Annotated in this window: 18 protein-coding genes; 5 read left to right on the top strand and 13 right to left on the bottom strand. The window is 70.8% G+C overall.

Annotated elements, in window-relative coordinates; translation table 11 throughout:
• Window positions 1–11: 11 nt before the first annotated feature.
• Window positions 12–1,226, bottom strand: a complete 1,215-nt coding sequence (locus tag N6H00_RS01050; RefSeq protein ID WP_268969575.1) for a YbfB/YjiJ family MFS transporter — start codon at window positions 1,224–1,226, stop codon at window positions 12–14.
• A gap of 117 nt (window positions 1,227–1,343) precedes the next feature.
• On the opposite strand from N6H00_RS01050, the gene N6H00_RS01045 reads away from it, so the two are divergent.
• Window positions 1,344–2,216: a LysR family transcriptional regulator gene (locus N6H00_RS01045; RefSeq protein ID WP_268969574.1), complete on the top strand. Its 873-nt coding sequence runs from the start codon at window positions 1,344–1,346 to the stop codon at window positions 2,214–2,216.
• A gap of 23 nt (window positions 2,217–2,239) precedes the next feature.
• On the opposite strand, the gene N6H00_RS01040 is transcribed toward N6H00_RS01045, so the two are convergent.
• Window positions 2,240–2,821 (bottom strand): TetR/AcrR family transcriptional regulator, encoded by a 582-nt coding sequence (locus tag N6H00_RS01040; RefSeq protein ID WP_268969573.1) that lies wholly within the window; start codon window positions 2,819–2,821, stop codon window positions 2,240–2,242.
• Between the two features lie 86 nt (window positions 2,822–2,907).
• Here N6H00_RS01040 and N6H00_RS01035 point away from each other — a divergent pair, with 86 nt between their 5' ends.
• The gene (locus N6H00_RS01035; protein WP_268969572.1) at window positions 2,908–4,086 is read left to right on the top strand and encodes an MFS transporter; all 1,179 of its coding nucleotides are present in this window, start codon (window positions 2,908–2,910) and stop codon (window positions 4,084–4,086) included.
• A 225-nt stretch (window positions 4,087–4,311) separates the two neighbouring features.
• On the opposite strand, the gene N6H00_RS01030 is transcribed toward N6H00_RS01035, so the two are convergent.
• Window positions 4,312–4,908 (bottom strand): TetR/AcrR family transcriptional regulator, encoded by a 597-nt coding sequence (locus tag N6H00_RS01030; protein ID WP_268969571.1) that lies wholly within the window; start codon window positions 4,906–4,908, stop codon window positions 4,312–4,314.
• A gap of 149 nt (window positions 4,909–5,057) precedes the next feature.
• Here N6H00_RS01030 and N6H00_RS01025 point away from each other — a divergent pair, with 149 nt between their 5' ends.
• Window positions 5,058–5,729 carry a hypothetical protein gene (locus N6H00_RS01025; RefSeq protein ID WP_268969570.1) on the top strand — a complete coding sequence of 224 codons (672 nt, stop codon included), beginning with the start codon at window positions 5,058–5,060 and terminating at the stop codon, window positions 5,727–5,729.
• 14 nt (window positions 5,730–5,743) lie between these two features.
• Here the strand turns inward: N6H00_RS01025 and N6H00_RS01020 are convergent, their stop codons facing one another.
• From N6H00_RS01020 to N6H00_RS00985, 8 genes are read right to left on the bottom strand one after another with little or no spacing between them, the layout of a single operon-like run.
• A complete protein-coding gene (locus N6H00_RS01020) occupies window positions 5,744–6,376 on the bottom strand; it encodes a TenA family protein (RefSeq protein ID WP_268969569.1) in 633 nt (210 codons plus the stop codon).
• On the bottom strand, window positions 6,373–7,119 hold the full coding sequence (locus N6H00_RS01015) for a glutamine amidotransferase (RefSeq protein ID WP_268969568.1): 747 nt from the start codon (window positions 7,117–7,119) through the stop codon (window positions 6,373–6,375). Before N6H00_RS01015 ends, N6H00_RS01020 begins: the two co-directional genes overlap by 4 nt.
• Window positions 7,120–7,164: 45 nt before the next feature.
• On the bottom strand, window positions 7,165–8,187 hold the full coding sequence (locus tag N6H00_RS01010; protein ID WP_268969567.1) for a phosphotriesterase family protein: 1,023 nt from the start codon (window positions 8,185–8,187) through the stop codon (window positions 7,165–7,167).
• Window positions 8,188–8,219: 32 nt separating this feature from the next.
• Window positions 8,220–9,239, bottom strand: a complete 1,020-nt coding sequence (locus N6H00_RS01005; RefSeq protein WP_268969566.1) for an ABC transporter permease — start codon at window positions 9,237–9,239, stop codon at window positions 8,220–8,222.
• 1 nt (window position 9,240) lies between these two features.
• Window positions 9,241–10,008 carry an ATP-binding cassette domain-containing protein gene (locus N6H00_RS01000; protein ID WP_268969565.1) on the bottom strand — a complete coding sequence of 256 codons (768 nt, stop codon included), beginning with the start codon at window positions 10,006–10,008 and terminating at the stop codon, window positions 9,241–9,243.
• The gene (locus N6H00_RS00995) at window positions 10,008–11,018 is read right to left on the bottom strand and encodes a substrate-binding domain-containing protein (RefSeq protein WP_268969564.1); all 1,011 of its coding nucleotides are present in this window, start codon (window positions 11,016–11,018) and stop codon (window positions 10,008–10,010) included. The genes N6H00_RS01000 and N6H00_RS00995 overlap by 1 nt, the downstream gene beginning before the upstream one ends.
• A gap of 13 nt (window positions 11,019–11,031) precedes the next feature.
• Complete coding sequence (locus tag N6H00_RS00990; protein ID WP_268969563.1) at window positions 11,032–11,967, bottom strand: carbohydrate kinase family protein; 936 nt, start codon at window positions 11,965–11,967, stop codon at window positions 11,032–11,034.
• Entirely contained in the window at window positions 11,964–12,848 is an 885-nt protein-coding gene (locus tag N6H00_RS00985) for a BtpA/SgcQ family protein (protein ID WP_268969562.1), read from the bottom strand. The genes N6H00_RS00990 and N6H00_RS00985 overlap by 4 nt, the downstream gene beginning before the upstream one ends.
• A gap of 155 nt (window positions 12,849–13,003) precedes the next feature.
• Between N6H00_RS00985 and N6H00_RS00980 the strand changes: the two genes are divergently transcribed.
• Both N6H00_RS00980 and N6H00_RS00975 read left to right on the top strand, forming a co-directional pair.
• Window positions 13,004–14,041, top strand: coding sequence for a LacI family DNA-binding transcriptional regulator (locus tag N6H00_RS00980; protein ID WP_268969561.1), 1,038 nt, complete (start codon window positions 13,004–13,006; stop codon window positions 14,039–14,041).
• Between the two features lie 32 nt (window positions 14,042–14,073).
• Window positions 14,074–15,198 (top strand): M20 family metallopeptidase, encoded by a 1,125-nt coding sequence (locus tag N6H00_RS00975; RefSeq protein WP_268969560.1) that lies wholly within the window; start codon window positions 14,074–14,076, stop codon window positions 15,196–15,198.
• A gap of 63 nt (window positions 15,199–15,261) precedes the next feature.
• On the opposite strand, the gene N6H00_RS00970 is transcribed toward N6H00_RS00975, so the two are convergent.
• Together N6H00_RS00970 and N6H00_RS00965 are read right to left on the bottom strand one after the other, a co-directional pair.
• Window positions 15,262–18,189 carry an alpha-glucuronidase family glycosyl hydrolase gene (locus N6H00_RS00970; RefSeq protein ID WP_268969559.1) on the bottom strand — a complete coding sequence of 976 codons (2,928 nt, stop codon included), beginning with the start codon at window positions 18,187–18,189 and terminating at the stop codon, window positions 15,262–15,264.
• 119 nt (window positions 18,190–18,308) lie between these two features.
• Window positions 18,309–18,872: a GNAT family N-acetyltransferase gene (locus N6H00_RS00965; protein WP_268969558.1), complete on the bottom strand. Its 564-nt coding sequence runs from the start codon at window positions 18,870–18,872 to the stop codon at window positions 18,309–18,311.
• Between the last annotated feature and the right edge of the window lie 141 nt (window positions 18,873–19,013).

The following is a 19,013-nucleotide window of genomic DNA, read 5'->3' as shown; positions in this document are numbered from 1 at the left end:
GCTCCCGGGGGTCAGGCGGCGGATGGTGACGTGGCGTGGGCGAGGTGGTGGGGGAAACGGATGCAGCAGGCGGCGGCGCCGCAGGCAGCTGCCAGGACCAGGGCGGCGGCGAGGAGGAGCGCCTGGTGGTAGCCGTGGCGCAGCAGCGGTGCGGCCAGGGGCGGACCGAGGACCTGTCCGATGCTGTAGCCGGCGGTGAGGAGGGCGACGGCGCGCGGTATGCGCAGGTGGGTGCCGATGGCCAGGGCCATGGTGCTCACGCCCATGAAGGTGGCGCCGAACAGCACGGCCGCGCCGAGGGCGGGGGTGCTGCCGGCGAAGAGGGCGGGCAGGGCGATGCCGGCGGCCTGGAGCGACAGCGACACCATCAGCAGGGCAGGGCGGGAGAAGCGGCGGGCCAGGCGCATCCACAGGGCGCAGGAGGGCAGCGCGGCCAGGCCCACCACGATCCAGGCGCTGTTGCCGATCCAGCCGGGCGCGCCCTGCTGGATGGCGGCGACCAGGAAGGTTCCGGCGATGATGTAACCGATGCCCTCCAGGGTGTAGCTGGCCATCAGGGCGAAGAACCAGCGGCGGGTGCGCGGTCGGGCCGGTACCCCATCCGCGGCGGGCGTGGCCGGAGCCGGGGGAGGAGCCGGGGCCGGAGTCGGTGGCGTCGCGAGACGCCAGGTGCCGGCGGCCAGGACTGCCGTCAGTGCCGCGCATGCCAGCCAGGCGGCCTGCCAGGAGCCGATCTGCTGGAGTACGGCCACCAGCAGACCGGACAGGGCGATGCCCGCGCCGACCCCGCCGAACGCCCAGCCGGCCATGTGCTGCGCGTGCGCGGCGAGCCCCGTCAGCAGGGCGCTCACGGCGATCATGAACACCAGGGCGCTGGCGGCGCCCGCCACCAGCCGCAGCGCCCACCAGGCGCCGGGGTCATGGGTGAGGGGCATCGCGGCCATGGTGGCCGCCAGGAGGAGCAGCCCGTAGCGCAGCGCGGTCGCCGACCGGACGAGGGCGGGCAGGGCGATGCCGAGCAGTGCGCCGATCAGATAGCCGATGTAGTTGGCCGTGGCCAGGGATGCCCCCGAGCCGTCCGACAGTCCGGCCTGCGTGTGCATGAGCGGCATGATCGGCGTGTACGCGAACCGGCCCACTCCCATCGCGGCGGCCAGGGCCGCCGCGGCGCGTGCGACGGTCGGCCAGGGTGAGGCCGCCGAGGAGCCGGCGGGCGCGAGCACCATAGTTGTGATCACCTTTTCGTTGACGATGAGGTGCCCTTGACGCTAGGCCGCCCGCACGGCGCTGAGAAATACCGGTTACGCTGCACATATGCGGCAGCGGCATGAATGGGGGCAGCGATGACGGCGGCGCACGGCAGCGGTATCGAGCTGAGACATCTGCGGGCATTCGCCGCGGTGGCCCGCCATCGCTCCTTCACCCGGGCCGCCGAACACCTGCTGATCGCCCAGCCGGCGTTGAGCCGTACCGTCGCGCAACTGGAGACCGCCCTCGACGTACGGCTGCTGGACCGTTCCACCCGCCACGTGGACCTGACCGACGCGGGCGCCAGGTTCCTCCCCCACGCCGAGCGCACCCTGGCCGCCTTCGACCAGGCCCTGGCCGCCGCCCAAGGCGAGTCGGTGCTGCGGCTCGGCTTCAGCTGGCTGCTGCCCGATCCCTGGGCCCAGCACGCGATCGCCCGTTTCGAGCGGGACACCGGCGCCCGCATCACCCTGGTCCGCAGCGACGACCCGCTCGACGACCTGGACCGTCTCGGCGTCGATGTCGCCCTCCTGCGCGGCACCCAGCCCGTGCCCCCGCCCGTGTGCACGGTGCACCTGTACGACGAGAAGCGCACCGCCGTGTGCTCTCGCGGCGGCGAACCGGCCATCGCCGACCACCTGAGCTGGAAGGACGCCCACCAGTGGACGCTGGTGGTCAACACCGCCAGCGGTACCACCGGCCCCTGGTCCTGGCCCGCCGGAGACGGCCCCCGACACATCGTGGAAACCGCGAACTTCGACGAGTGGCTCGAATCAGTGGCCGCGGGCCGCGGTATCGGCATCGTTCCCGACACCGCCCAGCGCCGCATCCACCACCCGGCGCTGCGCTTCGTCCCACTGGACGACGCACCGCCCATCCCCGTCCGCCTCGCCTACCACCCCAACACCCACTCCGCCATGCTGCGACGCTTCCTCGACGCGGCTCTCACGGCCGCGGCAGGCAGCTGACCGCCGGTAGGAAGGCGAAGAGATCAGAGCTGTTCGTCGGGGAGGTGGGGCGCGGCGGTCACGACGGCGTGCACGACCCCGGCGACGAGTTGCCGGTTGAGGGGGGCGGCGTCGAAGCGGCGGTGCATGGGCCAGCCCTCGATCAGGGCGTCGAGGGCTCGGGCCACTCCGGGAGTGAAGTGCAGGGCCAGGCTCTCGCGGCTGCGCGCCAGCCAGGAGCGGGTGGTCGCGGCTACCGCGGTGTTGTGGTTGGCGTACGCGTACATCTCGAAGATGAGCGTCATGTCGCGGTCGGTGGCGTAGGCCGGTCCGCAGATCAGCTCGACCACGGCGGCCTCGGCCTCGGCGGTCGACCCGGCGCTGTGCAGGGTGCGGCGGTAGAGCTGGGACATCGTGTCGGCGAGGCGGGCGAACGCCAGCGCCAGCAGATCGTCCATGCCGTCGAAGTAGTACGTCAGCGAGCCCAGGGGCACGCCGGCCCGTGAGGCGATCTTGCGATGGGTCGTCTTGTGAACGCCGCCCTCGGCGATGACGTCGAGGGCGGCGTCGAGGATCCGGTCCCTGCGCCCGGGATCGTTGGGGATCTCACGCCGTGTGCCGCTCACGCCTCCAATGTGTCACAACGGAACTCCGGCCAAGTGTGTACGCTCGTACAGACTCGTGTGTTCGGCCATCTGCTGGAGGCATCCCTGTGACGGTCAGTCTCGGTCGGCGTCGGATCGCCGTGTTCGCCCTGTTCTTCCTGCCCGGCGTGGCCATGGCGTCCTGGGTGACGCGCACCCCCGACGTGCGCGACCTGCTCGGGGCCTCCACCGGGCGCATGGGCCTGGTCCTGTTCGGGCTCTCGGTGGGGTCCATGGTGGGCATCCTGTGCTCGGGGCCGCTGGTGTCCCGCTGGGGCGCCCGGCCCGTCATCGCGGCCGGAACGCTGGCGACCGCCGCGGGATCCGGCGTCATCGGTGTGGGGGCCGCGGCGGGCGCGGATCCGGTCGTCGCCCTCGGGCTCGGACTCATCGGCCTCGGGATGGGCGGCGGTGAGGTGGCCCTCAACGTCGAAGGGGCGGAGGTGGAACGGCTGCTCGGCCGGTCCACCCTCCCCGCGATGCACGGCTTCTACAGTCTCGGCACGGTGGCCGGCGCGGTCGTCGGCATGACGCTCACCGCCATCTCGTTCCCCGTCCTGTGGCATCTCGCCGTCGTCGCCGCCGTGGTACTGGCCGTACTGGTGCCGATGATCCGCTACGTTCCCGCCGGGGTGGGCCGACGAACCGGCCAGGACAGCGGAACGCACACGCGGGACCCCGCGCGCCCCGCGGTGTGGAGGGAACCGAAACTGCTGCTCATCGGCGGCATCATCCTCGCCCTTGCCATGGCCGAGGGAACGGCGAACGACTGGCTGCCACTGGTCATGGTCGACGGCCACGGCTTCGACCCCGCGCTCGGATCGGCCGTGTTCGCGGTCTTCGCGGCCTCGATGACCGTGGGCCGCTTCGCGGGCGGCCGGTTCGTCGACCGCTACGGACACGCGGCCGCCCTGTGCGCCAGCGCGGTCATCGGCGCCGTCGGCATCGCACTTGTGATCCTGGTCGACAACCAGGCCGTCGCGGCGACAGCCGCCGTGCTGTGGGGCATCGGCGCGTCGCTGGGCTTCCCCGTCGCGCTCTCCGCGGCCGGCGGCTCCGGCGACGACTCCGCGGCGAGGGTCTCCCTCGCCGCCACCCTCGGCTACGTCGCCTTCCTCGTGGGACCGCCCTCACTCGGCCATCTCGGCGAGCGCTTCGGACTCCGCAACGCGCTGTTCCTGGTCCTGATCATCGTGGTGGCCGCATCCTTCGCCACGCCTGCCGCCCGCCCCGCACGTACTCCGTGAACGGCGTCGGCGAAGGGACGGCGTCGCGGAGGCGGAGGCGGCTGGTCGGTGCCGTGCGCTATGCTTGATCTTGTCGCGGCCGCCCGAACTCCGGGCAGCCGGTCGCGCGTTGGTGGTCCAAGGAAAGACACCCCGCTTCCTGCGGGGAGATGCAGGTGCAAGGCCTGCCCAGCGCTCAGGAGACGAGCCCACTCCGCATGCGGAGTGGGCTCGTTGCGCTTCAACTCAGGTGACCACTGGGATGAAGATGGTATCGACGATCTCCTGGATGGCTTGGGAAGACACCGGCCTCAGGTCCATGAGCACTTCGTGTCTGAGCAAGTCGTAGGGCAACCGCGCGATGCGTGAGGTCAGCTTCGCACCGTCGATCTCCCCTCGTTCGACGGCGCGGTGCGTGACAGACTCGATCAGCGCCCACCTCTGATCGATCAAGGACGCACGCAGCTCGGCGGGCGTTGTTCCCGTCTCCTCGAAGTAGGCGGCCAACTGTGCGGTCATGGCCACGGCGAACATGGTGAACGCCCCGTTGAGCTGTTCGAGCAGCGCGATCGTGTCATCGCGCAGGGACCCGGTGTCAGGGTCGATGAGCGAGAACTGATCGCTGGCACGGCCGATGGCATCACGAACGAGCATGTCCTTGGTCGCCCAGTGGCGGTTGACGACCGGCCGACTGGTGCCGGCGCGTTCCGCGACCGCGGCGAAGGTGAGACCCGCGTACCCGCGTTCCATCAGTTCCTGCCATGCGGCGTCGAGCAGCGCGGCCTTGAGCGCTGCGCCATGCCGACGACGGCGGGGAGTGGATTCCGACCTTGCAAGATGCATGAATGCATCTTAGGGTCGGTGTCAGCCCTGCGACAAGCAGGTCAACGCATCTCGCGCGCCGGTCACTTCGCCACCGCACCGGTGCGATGCGTCGCGTCACGAAAGGAAACGCATTGAGCGCCAGTGCCGACGTGCAATCGTCCACCTCGGTGACAGTCGAAGTGCACACGATGGGCCGCACCTTCGACGAGTCCGTAATCGACCAGTGGGAGCTGAAGGCCGCACGGCGAGCCCTGAAGAACCTGAAGACGGTAGCCAGTGGTCAGGTGATGATGGACCTCCTTGCCGAGCAGATAGACGCCGGAGACCGTTACCAGAAGGAGCTCATCTCGGCTTCGGGCGGCACCTACCGTGAGTCGCGCACGGAATTCCACGTTCGCGGACTCAGCGGCACCGACCTGGCCGACTGGTTCCACGCCCAGGCCGGCACCGGCCGCTTCCAGGACAAGATGTCGCTCGTCAACGCGCACCCCGAGCACTACGTGGAGCCGCCGAACTACACCGGAGGGATGGTGGAGACGATCGGCGGCCACCTCACCCGGTTCAAGGTCTCGGTGGCCCACGAACTGCCTGCTCCGGTCGGCGCGTACCTCGACGCGTCCTACCCGGTGACGCTGATGAACGCTCTCCTCAGCTTGGATGACGGCACCCCCTTCGCGTACTGCCTGCACCAAGCGCGGGACACCGATACCGGCGCGGATGTCGTCGTACGCGTCATCTATCCGTCCGCCGCCCCGGATTCGATGATCGAGGGGCACTGCGAACACCTGGCCATCGAATTCCGCAGCTGGATCCGCAACGCGGCGGCCGCGACCCGGTAAGCACGACCTTTCGGCTACCCGAACACGGCGTCATGGAAGGCGATTTCGGCCTCGAGCATGCCGGTGAACCAGCGGGTCAGCCGTTCCTGGGGTAGGTCGTCCGGCAGGGCGTCGACCTCCGCTGCCAGGGCCCGTACCCCGTCCCGGAACGTCTGGTCGGCGTGGAGCGACACCCATGCGCTCATCGCGCCCTCGGGGACGGTGCCGCGCTCATGTGCCCGGGTGCACCAGGTGAGGTACAGGCTCTCCGCGGCGAACAGCATCGTCATCACCGCCGGGTACCCGCCCTCCCGTGCCACGTCGAGTGCGTAGCGCGACAACACCTCGCCCCGCCGGGCGGCGTCCGGCCGGGCGGGGACGGGCCAGGCGGCGCGGGCTTCGCGGAAGTAGTCCGCCTGGGTGGTGGTCAGCGCGTGGACCGCCCGTGCGTTGCGCTCCAGCGCCGTCCGGTTGGGGGCGCCCCACACGGCCAGTCCGTGCAGTCGGGCGGCCGTCTCCACGAACGCGGCCTCGATCTCCAGGTAGTCGGCGTAGTCGGCGTCGCCGATCGTGCCGGCCGTGACCTCCATGACGAAGCGCATGCGCAGCGCCCGGTCCATGGTCGGGGCAGCGGCCTCGAGGAGCTGCTCGGACCGGCTCCGGCTCATCGGGACAGCCATTCGACGAGGCCGCCGAACACCTGGGCGTAGCCGTCCCACTGCTCGCAGAACGATGCGGGCGCCCAGTGCGGGGAGCAGTCGGAGGTGAAGACCGCCGACCGTCCCGAGCCGTACTCGGCCACCGCCACCAGGGGATCGCCGCCCAGGGTGGCCAGGACCTCGGCGCCGGGACGTGGCCGGACGCGGTTGTAGCCGAGCAGCAGTGGCCACTCGCCGGTCACACCGCCGAGGGCGGGATGGCCGGTGCCGACGGCCGACGGGCGGCCGCCCGCGGGGAGTTCGACGCGGTCGTCCTCGGGCAGCAGCTCGACCGGCAGCACCTCGTGCAGCGCGGTGTTGCGGTAGGCGGCCTTGCCCTCGAAACCGGTGAAGGAGAGGTAGCCGCCGACCATCAGCAGCCCGCCGCCGTCACCGACCCACCCGCGCAGTGCGTCGATCCGGTCGGCACCCGGCGTTCCCTGCTCGAACACCTCGGGGGCGAGCTGGAGGGAGTTCGCCCCGATGTCGGAGAGTATGACGACGTCGTGGGCGGCGAGTGCCTCGGCGTCGCCCGGGAACTGCCCGGGTACCAGGTGCGCGGGCAGGTGCGCGACCTGGTGCCCGCGGCCCTCCAGCGCCCGGCGCAACGGTTCGACGCCGGTCACATAGGTACTGGTGGTGAACGAGTCGACTCCCTTGATGTGCGTGGACTGGGAGATCCAGCTCTCACCGGCTATCAGGACACGGCTCACGGGGTGCTCCTTGGTGCGGGATCGGGGGAAACGCTGGGACGGTGGTCAGGACGAGGCGGCGTGTTCGAACAGCCGGGCCGGGTTGGCGCGCAGCAGGTCCGCGGCGGTCCGCTGGGGAACGCCGTGCTCGACGAGCCGGGAGAGGAACAGCTCCGGCACATAGCGGAAGCCGTTGCCGCCGTAGGCGGTGAGCATGCTCTTGAGGAACACGTCGTGGCTGAGCAGCAGGCGGTCACCGTGGCCGCGGGCGATGAGCCCGGCGATCGCGTGCGCGGTCTCGTGGGGTGCCGGGGACTGCCCCTCCCCGGGGTAGCGGAACGGCATGCCGATCATGTCGAACTCGAGCCAGACGCCGCGGTCGGCGACCGACCGCTGATAGTCCGGGTCGGCGTGCGAGGGGTCCATGTGGCACAGCACCACGGCGGCCGGCGCCACCCCGTACTCTCCCAGCACCAGGTCGAGGACCTCGTGGGCGCGGCGCTGCCAGCCGGGCAGGTGGACGTAGAGGGGGACACCGGTCTCGCGCTGGGTACGCGCGGCGGCGCGCAGCGCGGTGCGCTCACCCTCGGTGAACCGTGGGGAGACTCCGATCTCGCCGATGACGCCCGGCCGGATCCCGGTGCCGTCGGCGCCCTCGGTGAACTCGGCCAGCAAGGCGACGGCGAGCCGGCGCTCGTCCGCCGGGGACAACGGGCGGGGGTGGTAGGGCTCCAGGTACCAGCCGCAGCCCATGACGACACGTACTCCGCTGTCTTCGGAGAGCGCGCGCAGCACCTCCGGGTCGCGGCCCAGTCCGCCCGGGGTGACATCGACGATCGTGCCGCCCCCGCCGGCGGCGAACGCGCGCAGGTCGGCCAGCATCCCTTCGGTGTCGTCGAGCACACAGTGGTCCAGGCAGGCGTAGGGCTGCTCGCGCAGCAGCCAGGCCAGTTCGGGTGTGGTGCGGGCGTCGCGCAGATGGCCGAGCCCGGGGCCGGCCGGGGTGGTGACGGCCTTGCGGACGTCGTTGCGCAGATGCTCATGGGTGAGGGTGAGACCGAGCCCGGTGCTGGGCACGGGTCCGGTCACCGTGGTCACCGTGCGGGGGAGGGGGCCGCCGCTCATGAGCGGCCCGTCAGATGGGCGAACAGATCGGCCATCGCCCGGCCGCGCAGGTTCAGCCAGATCGCGGCGAGCAGCACCAGTCCGGTGACGATGGGGGTGAGGAACGGGCTCACCCCGAGCAAGTTGAGGCCGTTGGCGATGACTCCGGTGATCAGGGCGCCGATGACGGTGCCGAGCACGGTGCCCCGGCCGCCGAACAGGTTGGTGCCACCGAGCACGACCGCGGCGATCACGGTGAGTTCGAAGCCCTGCCCGGAGTTGGCGGAGCCGGAGCCCAGCCGGGCCGCGGTGAGCAGCCCGGCGACGCCGGCGGCCACACCGGTCAGCATCAGGGTGATCATCTTGATCCGGGCGGTGTTCACCCCGGCTCGCCGCACCGACTCCTCCTGGGAGCCGATGCCGTTGACATAGGAGCCGAACGGCAGCTTCGACAGCAGGACCGCTCCGATGGCGACCGCCGCCAGGGCGATCCAGGCCAGCGCGGACAGTCCGAGGAAGGAGGCGTCGCCGAGCTTGGCGACGAAGAGCCGGGCGTCGATGGGGACGGAGAACCCCTTCGTCCACAGCTGTGCCAGGCCGCGGACGACCGACATGGTGGCAAGGGTGACGATGAACGGGGGGATCTTCTGATAGGCCGACAGCCATCCGTTGACGGCGCCCCAGAAGAGCCCGGCGAGCAGCGCCACCACGATCACCACGGAGGAGTCCCAGCCGGCCTGGAGCATCTCGGCGGTGCAGGTGGCGGTGAACGCGAGGATCGATCCCACGGACAGGTCGATCTGCCCGGTGCTGATCACGAAGGTCATGGCGACCGCCACGATCAGGGTGATCGCCACCTGGGTGGCCAGGTTGGACAGGTTGGTGAAGGTCAGGAAGTTGGGGGCGGCGATACCGAAGCCGAGGAAGAGTGCGACGCCCACGCCGAGCATGGCCACGGTGGCCTTGTTGGCGCGCTGCCAGCGGCCCGGGGGCCGGCCCAGTACGGCGGTGGTGCGCATCGCGGTGTCGGCGCTCATCTCAGGCCACCTCCGTGGTGCCGGGCCCGCCGGTCGCGACGTCGGATCGAGTGATCATGGCGACGAGCCGTTCGATGTCGAGTTCGGAGATCGGGGCGTCCTCGACGCTGCGCCCCTCGTACATCACGGTGATCCGGTCGCACACCTCGAACAGGTCCTGCAACCGGTGGGTGATCAGGATGACGCCGACGCCCTGGGCGGCGACGTCGCGGATCATCTTCAGCACCTGCCGCACCTCGGCGACGGCGAGCGCGGCGGTGGGCTCGTCCAGGATCAGCACGCGCGGGCGGAAGGACACCGCTCGGGCGATCGCCACGGCCTGCCGCTGTCCTCCGGACAGCTCGCCGATCTCCTGGTAGGTGGACTTCACCCGGACGTGCAGTTCGGAGAGGGTTTCGGCCGCTCGGGCGTGCATCGTCGCGCGGTCGATGAAGGGGCCTTTGCGCGGTTCACGGCCGAGGAACAGGTTGCTGGCCACATCGAGGGTGTCGCACAGGGCGAGGTCCTGGTAGACGATGCCGACCCGCTCGCGGCGGGCGTCGGCGGGGCTGGTGAAGCGGACGTCGCGGCCGTCGATGGAGATCTGCCCGCCGTCGTGCTGGACCGCACCGGCCAGGACCTTCATCAGGGTCGACTTCCCGGCGCCGTTGTCGCCGACCAGGCCGAGCACCTCGCCCGGGGCCAGGGTCAGGTCGACGCCGCGCAGCGAGCGGACGGCGCCGAACGATTTGGTGATTCCTCTCAGGGAGACCAGCGCGCTCTCGCCCATCACTTCTCCAGGTAGTAGAGGTAGTTCTTGACGTTGTCCGGGGTCACCAGCTGGGTGGGAACGGGCACGTTTTTGCGGGTGGCGCGGCCGCAGGCCAGGTCGATCGCGGAATTCATGGCCTCGTAGCCGAACCGGAAGGTGTTCTGCTGCAGGACGCCGGTGATCCAGCCGGCCCGCAGCCCGTCGACGGCCTGGCTGGACAGGTCCCACCCGACGACCTTGAGGTCCTCGGTGCGGTGCTGGCTGACCACGGCGGCGGCCAGGCCGATCAGCGCGGGCTCCCCGGTGGCGTAGGCGTACTTCAGGCCGGGGTCGCGAGTGAGCAGGTTCTCGGCGGCGGTCTGGGCGTTCTCCTGGATGTTGCGGCCGTCGACCACGTTCTGGATCTTCATGCCCTTGGCGGTGACGGTGTCGGTGAATCCTTTCTGCCGCTCGTTCTGGATGGTGCTGTTGAGCGCGCCGACGACGCCGACACCACCGCGGTTGCCGGCGGTCTTGAGCAGGGCCTCGCCGATCCGCCGGCCGCCTTCCACGTTGCCGGTGCCGACCTGGACGGAGACCGCGGGGTCATCCACGGTGGCGTCCACGGCGACGACCGGCACGCCTGCCGCCTTGGCCCGGCGGATGGCGGGCTTGATGCCCTCGGTGTCGACCGCGTCCACGATGATGGCGTCGTAGTGGTTGGCGACCAGGTCGTCGATGGCGTTGGCCTGGGTGGCGGAGTCGTCGTTGCCGTTGACGATCTGGGTTGTGACACCGGCCTTGCGGGCCACGGTCCGGGCGCCGGTGTTGATCTGGTTGAAGAACAGCGCCTGGAGGTTGATGGGGACGATGCCGATCTTCGGAGTGTGGCCGCGGACGGTACAGGAGTCGGCGACCTCCGCGGGCGGCGGCGGGCCCTGTTCGGTGTTCTTCTTCTCGGCCGCCATCTCGCGGCGGGCCTGGGTGTCGCAGCCGACGGTCGTCAGCAGCAGGCCCAGCGCGACCACGGCCGTCACTGTCTGGCGCATCTGCTCTCCTTGTCTACTGGGAGCGGGCCCGCTCCGGGTCAGAAGTGGCGTGGGCTTCGAGCCAGGAGTCGATGGCCCGCCGGTCGGGCAGCCCGTCCCGGGCGCCGGGCCGGGTGCAGGACAGGCCGGCGGCGACGGCGGCGAAGCGCGCCGCCTCCAGCGGGGGCCGGCCCCGGTCCAGTTCGGCGCAGTACGCGCCGGTGAAGCAGTCCCCGGCCCCGGTGGCGTCGACCGTGTCCACTTCGATCGCCGGGCCGTCGTGGCGTTCGCCGGCCGGGGTCAGCAGTGTCCAGCCGCGCGAACCGTCGGTCACGACCAGATGGACGTCCATCTCGGCGGCGGCTCGGGCCAGGGCCGGCTCTCCGCCGAGCAGCGCGACGGCCAGCGGCCGGCCGATGACGACGTGATCGGCCGTGGCCAGCGCGGTGCGCAGGGCCTCGACCCGGTCGCAGCCGTCGAGGTCCACCACCAGGCCGGGTCCGGGCTCCCCGGCCGGGGCGCCGGCGGCGGCCTCGGCCAGCGCGGCGGCGGCCTCGGGGAAGCGGTAGCCGTCGAGGTAGAGCCAGTCCGCCCCGGCCTCACGCGCCGCCCGCGCCGTGCGGACGATGTGCTGGGCGTCCAACTCGTCGTCCTGGCTGATGACGGCGCGCTCACCGTCCGGGGTGAGCAGCACGACAGCGGTGGTGAGGGTGCCGGTGCGGGCAGTCCAGTCGGTGCGGACCCCGTCGGCGGCGAGTGCGGCGAGGAACGCCGTGCTCCGCGGATCCGGTCCGACCACGCCGGCGAACCACGCATCGGCCCCGGTCCGGGCCGCGGCCGCCGAGGCGTTGGCGGCCATCCCGCCGTGGCCATGGCGGATGGCGGTCGCCTGCACGCGGGCACCGGGAGCGGGCAGCTCCGGAACACCGACGGTCAGGTCGATGTTGGCGTACCCGCAGAAGACGATCACGGGAGCACCACTCCGGCCTTGGCCGCCGCGGCGGTCAGCGCGCGGACCTTGGCCTGGTCGACCCGGCCCCACCAGCGGCCGTTGTCCTTCACCGAGGACGCGACGATCACACCGTCGCAGGCGGGCAGCAGGCCGCCGATGTTGTCCGCGGTGATACCGGAGCCGATCACCACCGGCAGGGTGGTGTGGGCGGCGATGCCCTCGACCTCCTCCAGCGAGGCGGCGTCCCCGGTCCGGGAGCCGGTGGCGATCAGCACATCGGCGCCGAAGAACTCGGCGTCCTCCGTCTGTTCGGCCAGCGTGCGGTCGGCGACGATGGCGTGCGAACCGTGCTTGACGTGCACATCGGCGAAGACCTTGACCGGACCGGCGCCGATCCGGCTGCGATAGCGGGTGGCGTGTGCCGACTGGCCCTCGATGATGCCCTCGTTGGCGACATAGGCATTGGCCCACTGGTTGACCCGTACGAACCCGCCGCCGCCGGACCAGGCGGAGGCGATCGCGCATTCGGCGGCGTTGGACAGCACGCTGACCCCCAGCCTGCCGCCGGCGCCCTCCAGCAGGGAGTGCCGCACCCGGTCGGTCACCACGGCCATCGCCGCCGATGTCTCGTAGCCGTGTTCGCCCGGTTTGAGGAACGGGATGTCCCAGTGGTTCTCCACGATCAGCCCGTGGCAGCCGCCCTCCAGATAGGCCCGCGCCTCCTCGACCGCGAAGGCGCAGATCTCGTCCAGCGGGACGCCCTGGTAATGCGGGCTGCCGGGCAGCGGTGGCAGATGTACCACGCCGATGACGACCTTCGAGGTGCCGAACAGTTCCTCAATCGCGTTCGGCCGGGGTGGGAACACCCCTAGGTCGTTTGTGCTCCCGGATGTCTTCATCGCGCCACCTCGGTGCAATCGATTACAGCTGAGTTGCGGTGGACCGTAGGCAGGGGTCGGGAGCCGTGTCAAGGCTCTATGCTTAATCAACGCGCCAGGTCACATCGGTGTTGGAGCCATGTGACGGCCAGGTTTCCCGGCAGGAAGGTAATCGATTGCAACGGGTCACGATCGCTCAGGTCGCCGAACGGGCCGGTGTCTCGACCGCCACCGTGTCGCGGGTGCTCTCCCGCCGGGGCCAGGTCTCCGCCGCGGTCGAACGCAAGGTCCGCCGCGCCGCCGATGAGCTGGGCTACCAGGTCAATGTCATCGCCAGGGCACTGCGCAACAGCCGTACCGACACCGTGGGGATGGTCGTGCCCAGCATCACCAACCCGTTCTTCACCTCCCTGGTGGAGAGCGTGGAACACGCCCTGGGCAAGGAGGGCAAGGAGCTGTTCCTGTGCGACGCGCGCTCCGACCCGCGCATCGAGGCACGCCGGCTGGCCTCGCTCGCCGCGCGCAACGTCGACGGCATCATCGTCAGCCCGAGCCACGGCACCGACAGCCGGCCCGCCGTGCAGCAGACCGCGGACCGGCTGCCGCTCGTCCAGCTCGACCGATTCGTCGACGGCACCACCACCGACTGGGTGGGCGTCGATGACGTCGCCGCGATGCGGCAGGTCATGGACCACCTCCACGACGGCGGGGCGCGGTCGGCGGCCTTCATCGGCTCGCTGATGACGCACTCCTCCACCGAGCAGCGGTTCGCCGGGTTCCGGCGGCGCGCCGAGGAACTGGGCATCGAGGTGAAGCCGGATCAGGTGCTGCTCGGCGACTACAGCGTGGAGTGGGGCGAGGCCGCCGTCGCCCGGCTGGTCGCGGAGGGTGGCCTGCCGGACGCGATCGTATGCGCCGATGACCTGATCGCGCTCGGGGCCACGCGCGCCTGCCGGGCACACGGTTTCGCGGTGCCCCGGCAGGTGCAGGTGACCGGCTACGACGACATCGAGTTCTCCCGGCTGGCCGAGCCGGCCCTGACCACGGTCCATCAGCCCCGTGACCGGATCGCCGCGGAGGCGGTACGGTTGCTGGCCGCGGCGGGCCTGGCCAAGGACACCGAGCGCGGCCCGCACGCGCACATCTCCCTCGTGCCGACCCTGGTGGTGCGCGACAGCACCCGGGCCACGCAAGCGCCCCGGGACCGCACATGACGGCAACTCACCCCAACCCGAGGAGGGCCCCGATGGGCGACGCGGACGCATGGCACGGTGTGACGGACCTCGCGCGGCGACTGGTGCGGATCGACACCCGGGGCGGCCGGGAGGCACCGGCCGCCGCATTGGTCGCGGACCGGCTGGACGGCGCGGGGTTCGAGGTCCGGGTCGAGGAGCCGGTACCCGGCCGGGCCAATGTCGTCGCCCGGTTCGGACCCGTCGTACCGCGGGTGCCGGTCACCTTCACCGGACACCTGGACACCGTGCCCGCCGACCCGTCGGGCTGGTCGTTCGACCCGATGAGCGGGGAACTGCGCGACGGCCGGCTGCTCGGCCGCGGCAGCAGCGATATGAAAGCCGGCGTCGCCTGCCAGGTCGAGGCGGCGATACGGGCCGCCCGCGAAAACCCGCGGGACACCGCGGTGCAGCTGATCTTCACCTTCGGTGAGGAGACCGGCTGCGAGGGGGCCGAAGAGATCGCCGCGGCCTCCCTCACCCCCACCGACCTGCTCATCGTGGCCGAGCCGACCGGCAACCGGACCGTCCTCGGACACAAGGGCGTCCTGTGGCTCGCCGCGACGGCCAGGGGGGTCTCCGCGCACGGTTCCCGTCCGGAACTGGGCCGCAACGCGATCGCCGCGCTCGCCGCCGCGGCGGTCAGGCTCCACGGGCACGAAGACTGGCCGGTGAGCCCGACACACGGCCCGGCAACGGTCAACATCGGCACGTTCCACGCGGGCGAGCAGCCCAACCTGGTGCCGGACCGCGCCGAGATGCGGCTGGACGTGCGTACCGTTCCCGGTTTCGGACGGGATGAGGCGGTCGCGGAGATCTCCCGGCTGTGCGGCGACGGCATCAGCCTCGAGCGGCTGCTGGACCTGCCCGGCGTCGCCACCGATCCGTCGGCGGCCGCCGAAGCGCGGGAGATCCTGGCTCCCGGTTCCTCGGCCCGCCCGGCCGAGTACGCGACCTACTTCACCGATGCCTCGGTGCTGACCGGCCGGCTCGGCGATCCCGCGGTGGTGGTGTACGGACCGGGCGACCCGGATCAGGCCCATGTCACCGATGAATCCTGCTCGTTGGCCGCCATGACCGAGTCCGCGGAGGCGATGCACCGGCTGCTGCGCAGGCTCGGGCGGTACCGCGTGGCCTGACCGGCGCCATGCGCCTGGTGATCGCCGGTCCGTCGCCCACGGTCCGGGCCCGACGGAATCCTGTCAGGCCCGTTCCTGGTCGTCCGCCAGGACGACGCAGGCGCTGAGATGCCAGGTCTGGCCCTCCTTCGCGGACAGCTCCAGGTCCACCTCGCGTCCCGAGGACCCGCCGTCCAGCGGGATCCGGAGCCAGGTGAACTCCCGGCCGTCGAGCTGCTCGCTCCGGGCTTTCTCGATCCCGTCCGCACGGACGATCAGCGACCTGTTGAAGGTGTTGGGGTCGCCGGTGAGCAGGTGCGCGGTGCAGCGTCCGGCGGGCAGCTTCAGCCGCAGCACGGCCGGGGCGCCGTCGCGTACGTAGTCCCGGCGGATGACATCGAACAGTCCGGTGTCCGTGGCATCGGGTGTGCTGCCGACCCAGCCGAAGCCGGCGCCCTCGTGCCAGGTGTCGGCGGGTGAGAGACGGGTGTAGTCCTTCAGCACCGGCGCGGAGGCGGGCCCGGCGTCCAGCGCGTGTACGCATCGCGCGGCGGGCGGCACGACGACGGTTCTGGCCAGGCTGCGCAGCGAGGAGTGGAGCACCCGCACCGCGCCCGACCTCGGGCGCGCGTGCAGGGTGGCGAGCGCGGGGCTCGGCGGTGGCACGACGGGCATCTTCACCGTCTCGTCCTCCCGCGCGGCCACGTAGCGGGTCACCTCCTCGGACCGCCAGCCCTCGGGCACATCCAGCGTGGTCACCGTGCGCAGCCCGGAGCCCGTGGCGTTGACGATCTGAACGGGCAGCTCGTTGCGCTCCCCGCCCAGCAGCACCGTGTCGGCCGGGGCGACGACCGCCTGGAGCCAGCCGCGGCGCTCGTCGCGGATCCGGCTCAGCTCGAACCAGTAGGCGACCAGGGTGTCCCGCCACTGGGCGGCCTTGGCGATCTGCTCCCCGAACTGGCGGTGCACCTCGGTGAACCGCCGGTGGTCGACGCGGCGGCGCAGTCCCTCCCAGTCGGTGCGCATGTCCGCCACCCGCGCCGCTCCGGAGAAGTGCGTGTCGTAGATGTGCTGGATCACGGTCTTGCCGTTGTCCAGCCGGTGGGTGTACGGCACATGATGCAGGAAGAGGAGCAGTTCCTCGGGGCAGTTCTCCAGCGACTCGTAGGCGTCCCGTGTCGCCGCCGCGTACAGCCTGGTGTAGCCGTTGCCGGTGGCGGCGGTGCGGTCGTAGCCGATGCCCTCGCGGTTCGACTTGTGGAACTGGGTGGTCGTCGTCGGGCTGGGGTCGAAGTGCCCCGTCACCGAGCCGTCCGGCGGATGGGTGAGGTATCCCGTGCCCAGCGGCGAGGTGTAGTCCTCGTAGGTGCGCCAGGAGTCCAGAAGCAGGGCGGAGACCGTGGTGACGACGTGGGGGTCGTTGCCGAAGGTCATCCGGGTCCACTCGGCGGCCAGGTCCTGCGCGGACAGGTCCGGGTTCCAGGAGAGCCGTCCGTAGCCGTGGGTGTTGGCGGCGGCCAGGTGTGAGCCGGTCCAGTTCCTGGCATCGCCGAAGTTCATCACACCGGCGAATCCGGAGTGTGCGGAGGAGTGCACCCGGCCGGTCACGACACGGGCCACGGTGCTGCCCTCGCCGGCCTTGAGCGTGTCGAAGTCCAGGACTTCCTTCCACTGCGGAACCAGATAGCACAGATGGGTGGCGTGCCCCGTGTACTCCTGCGTCACCTGGAGTTCGATCATCGAGTTGGTACGCGGCAGCGAGCCGAAGAGGGGGTGGGCGGGCTCGCGGACCTGGAAGTCGATCGGTCCGTTTTTGATCTGCACCACGGCGTTGTCCGCGAACTTCCCGTCCAGCGGTGTGAAGTCGAGGTAGGCCTGCCGGTCCCACTTCTCGTCACCGTCGTGCACGAACGCCCGCCACATCACGATCCCGCCGTACGGTCTCAGTGCGTCCGCCAGCAGGTTGGCCCCGTCGGCGTGGGTGCGTCCGTAGTCCAACGGCCCGGGGCGGCCTTCGGAGTTGGCCTTCACCAGGAAGCCGCCGAAGTCCTCGATCTTGCCGTAGATCTCCTCGGCCTTCTTCGTCCACCAGCCGCGCACCCCCGGGTCGAAGGGATCGGCGGTGTCCAGCCCGTCCAGGTCGATGGGGGCGGCGAAGTTCGCCGTGACGTACAGCGTGACGCCGTAGCGGCGCAGCACACCGGCGAGTGCGGCCAGCTTGGTGAGGAACGGCTCGGCGAGGTAGTCCGCGGGCGTGTTGACATTGTTGATCACGGCGCCGTTGATGCCGATCGAGGCCAGGACACGCGCGTAGTCCGTGTACCGGTCGTCGAGTCGCGGCAGTTCCTCCCAGTCGAAGAAGGATTGGCCCGCGTAGCCGCGCTCGATCGAACCGTCCGCGTTGTCCCAGTGGTCGGCCACGCGCAGCGGGGCGGCCGGGCGCTCCGTGAGGTCGAGGTGCTCCAGCGGCTGTCGGGTCTGTACGAGCCGCAGCAGGTGGAACGCACCGTAGAGCACACCGCGGTCGGCGTGGGCCGCCACCACGGTGCGGTCCCTGCCGCGCTTGGTGACCCGGCGGATGACGTAGCCCTCGTCACCCAGCCCGGCCAGGTCGGCCGCGGGGACGAGCTCTCGGATCAGGGCGGAACTCGTCGGAGTGCCCACCACGAGCGCCGCGCCGGAAGGGGCGGTGGCGCGGGGCACCACCGGTGTACCGAGCAGACCGGTGAGCCCGCGGACCAACTCGTCCACCGCCGACTGCTGGAGCGGGCCGCCGCCTTGCCGGACCAGGGTCCCCAGGGCGGCCCGGTACCGCTTGAGCTGACCGGAATCCTCCACCTGCCGGTACCGCAGCCACAGGTCGTACCCGTCCTCGGCGGGCAGCGCGGCCGTCGACGGTCCGGCGCCGAGGGCCGGCTGCGCCGACGCCGGCGCGGAGAGAGCGAGCGAACCGACCGCGCTTGCCGAAGCGGCCGCGGACAGGACGCTGCGGCGCCGTATTCCTGAGCTCATGACTCTCACTTTCGTTGCTGAACGAACAGTGCACATCCAGGCCAGGAGCAGGCTCCGCAACCGTCACACGCATGGCGACACATGTCAACACAACAAACCACAAAAGGACACAGGTCTGATCAGCTTTGCTGACGGAAGTCCAGCATGTAGAAGACCTTGTCGTAGCGGTGTTCGCCGACGGCGACGAAGCCGGGCAGGCGGCCGTATTCGGTGAAGCCCAGCGACCGGTAGAGGCGCAGGGCAGTGGTGTTGTCGCCACGGGCGTCCAGGGTGAGGACCTCGATCCCCGTCTCGCGGGCGTCAGCGATCAAGGCAGCGGTCAGCGCCCGGCCGATACCCCGACCATGGGCAGCGGCATCCACCGCGATCTTCTCAAGGTCGGCGTGTGGCCGATGGGTCGGACGGGCGTAGCGGAGCCAGTACCCCAACCCGACAAGCCGACGGCCGAGGTAGGCGGCCCGCAAGGCCGCATCCCCGGCCTGCACCGCAGAGACGACGTGGCCAAGAAGTTCCGCCACCTCATCCCGCGCGGGTGGTTCGACCCAGCCCAGCGCGGCACCTCCCCTGACCAGGTCCGCCAGGATCTGGTGGGCCGACTCCGCAAACCGGACTCCCAGCTCCGGGTCGGAGGTCAGTTCCATGGCGTCGAGGATGGCTGGCTCAGTGGTCATACCGCTGATCATGCCCGATTCATGAGGGGGTCTGAATCTGTAAAACAGATTGCCTACAGCGGAAACATCTGTTGGACAGAATTACGGGCGTGTCCAAGGATTCCTCATGCGGTAGCACGGTCAACGCGACACCGGGATGGACTACCGCCTGAG

The organism is Streptomyces sp. S465 (assembly GCF_026898115.1).
Classification (GTDB): domain Bacteria; phylum Actinomycetota; class Actinomycetes; order Streptomycetales; family Streptomycetaceae; genus Streptomyces; species Streptomyces luomodiensis.
This window is presented reverse-complemented; position numbering and strand designations above follow the sequence as displayed.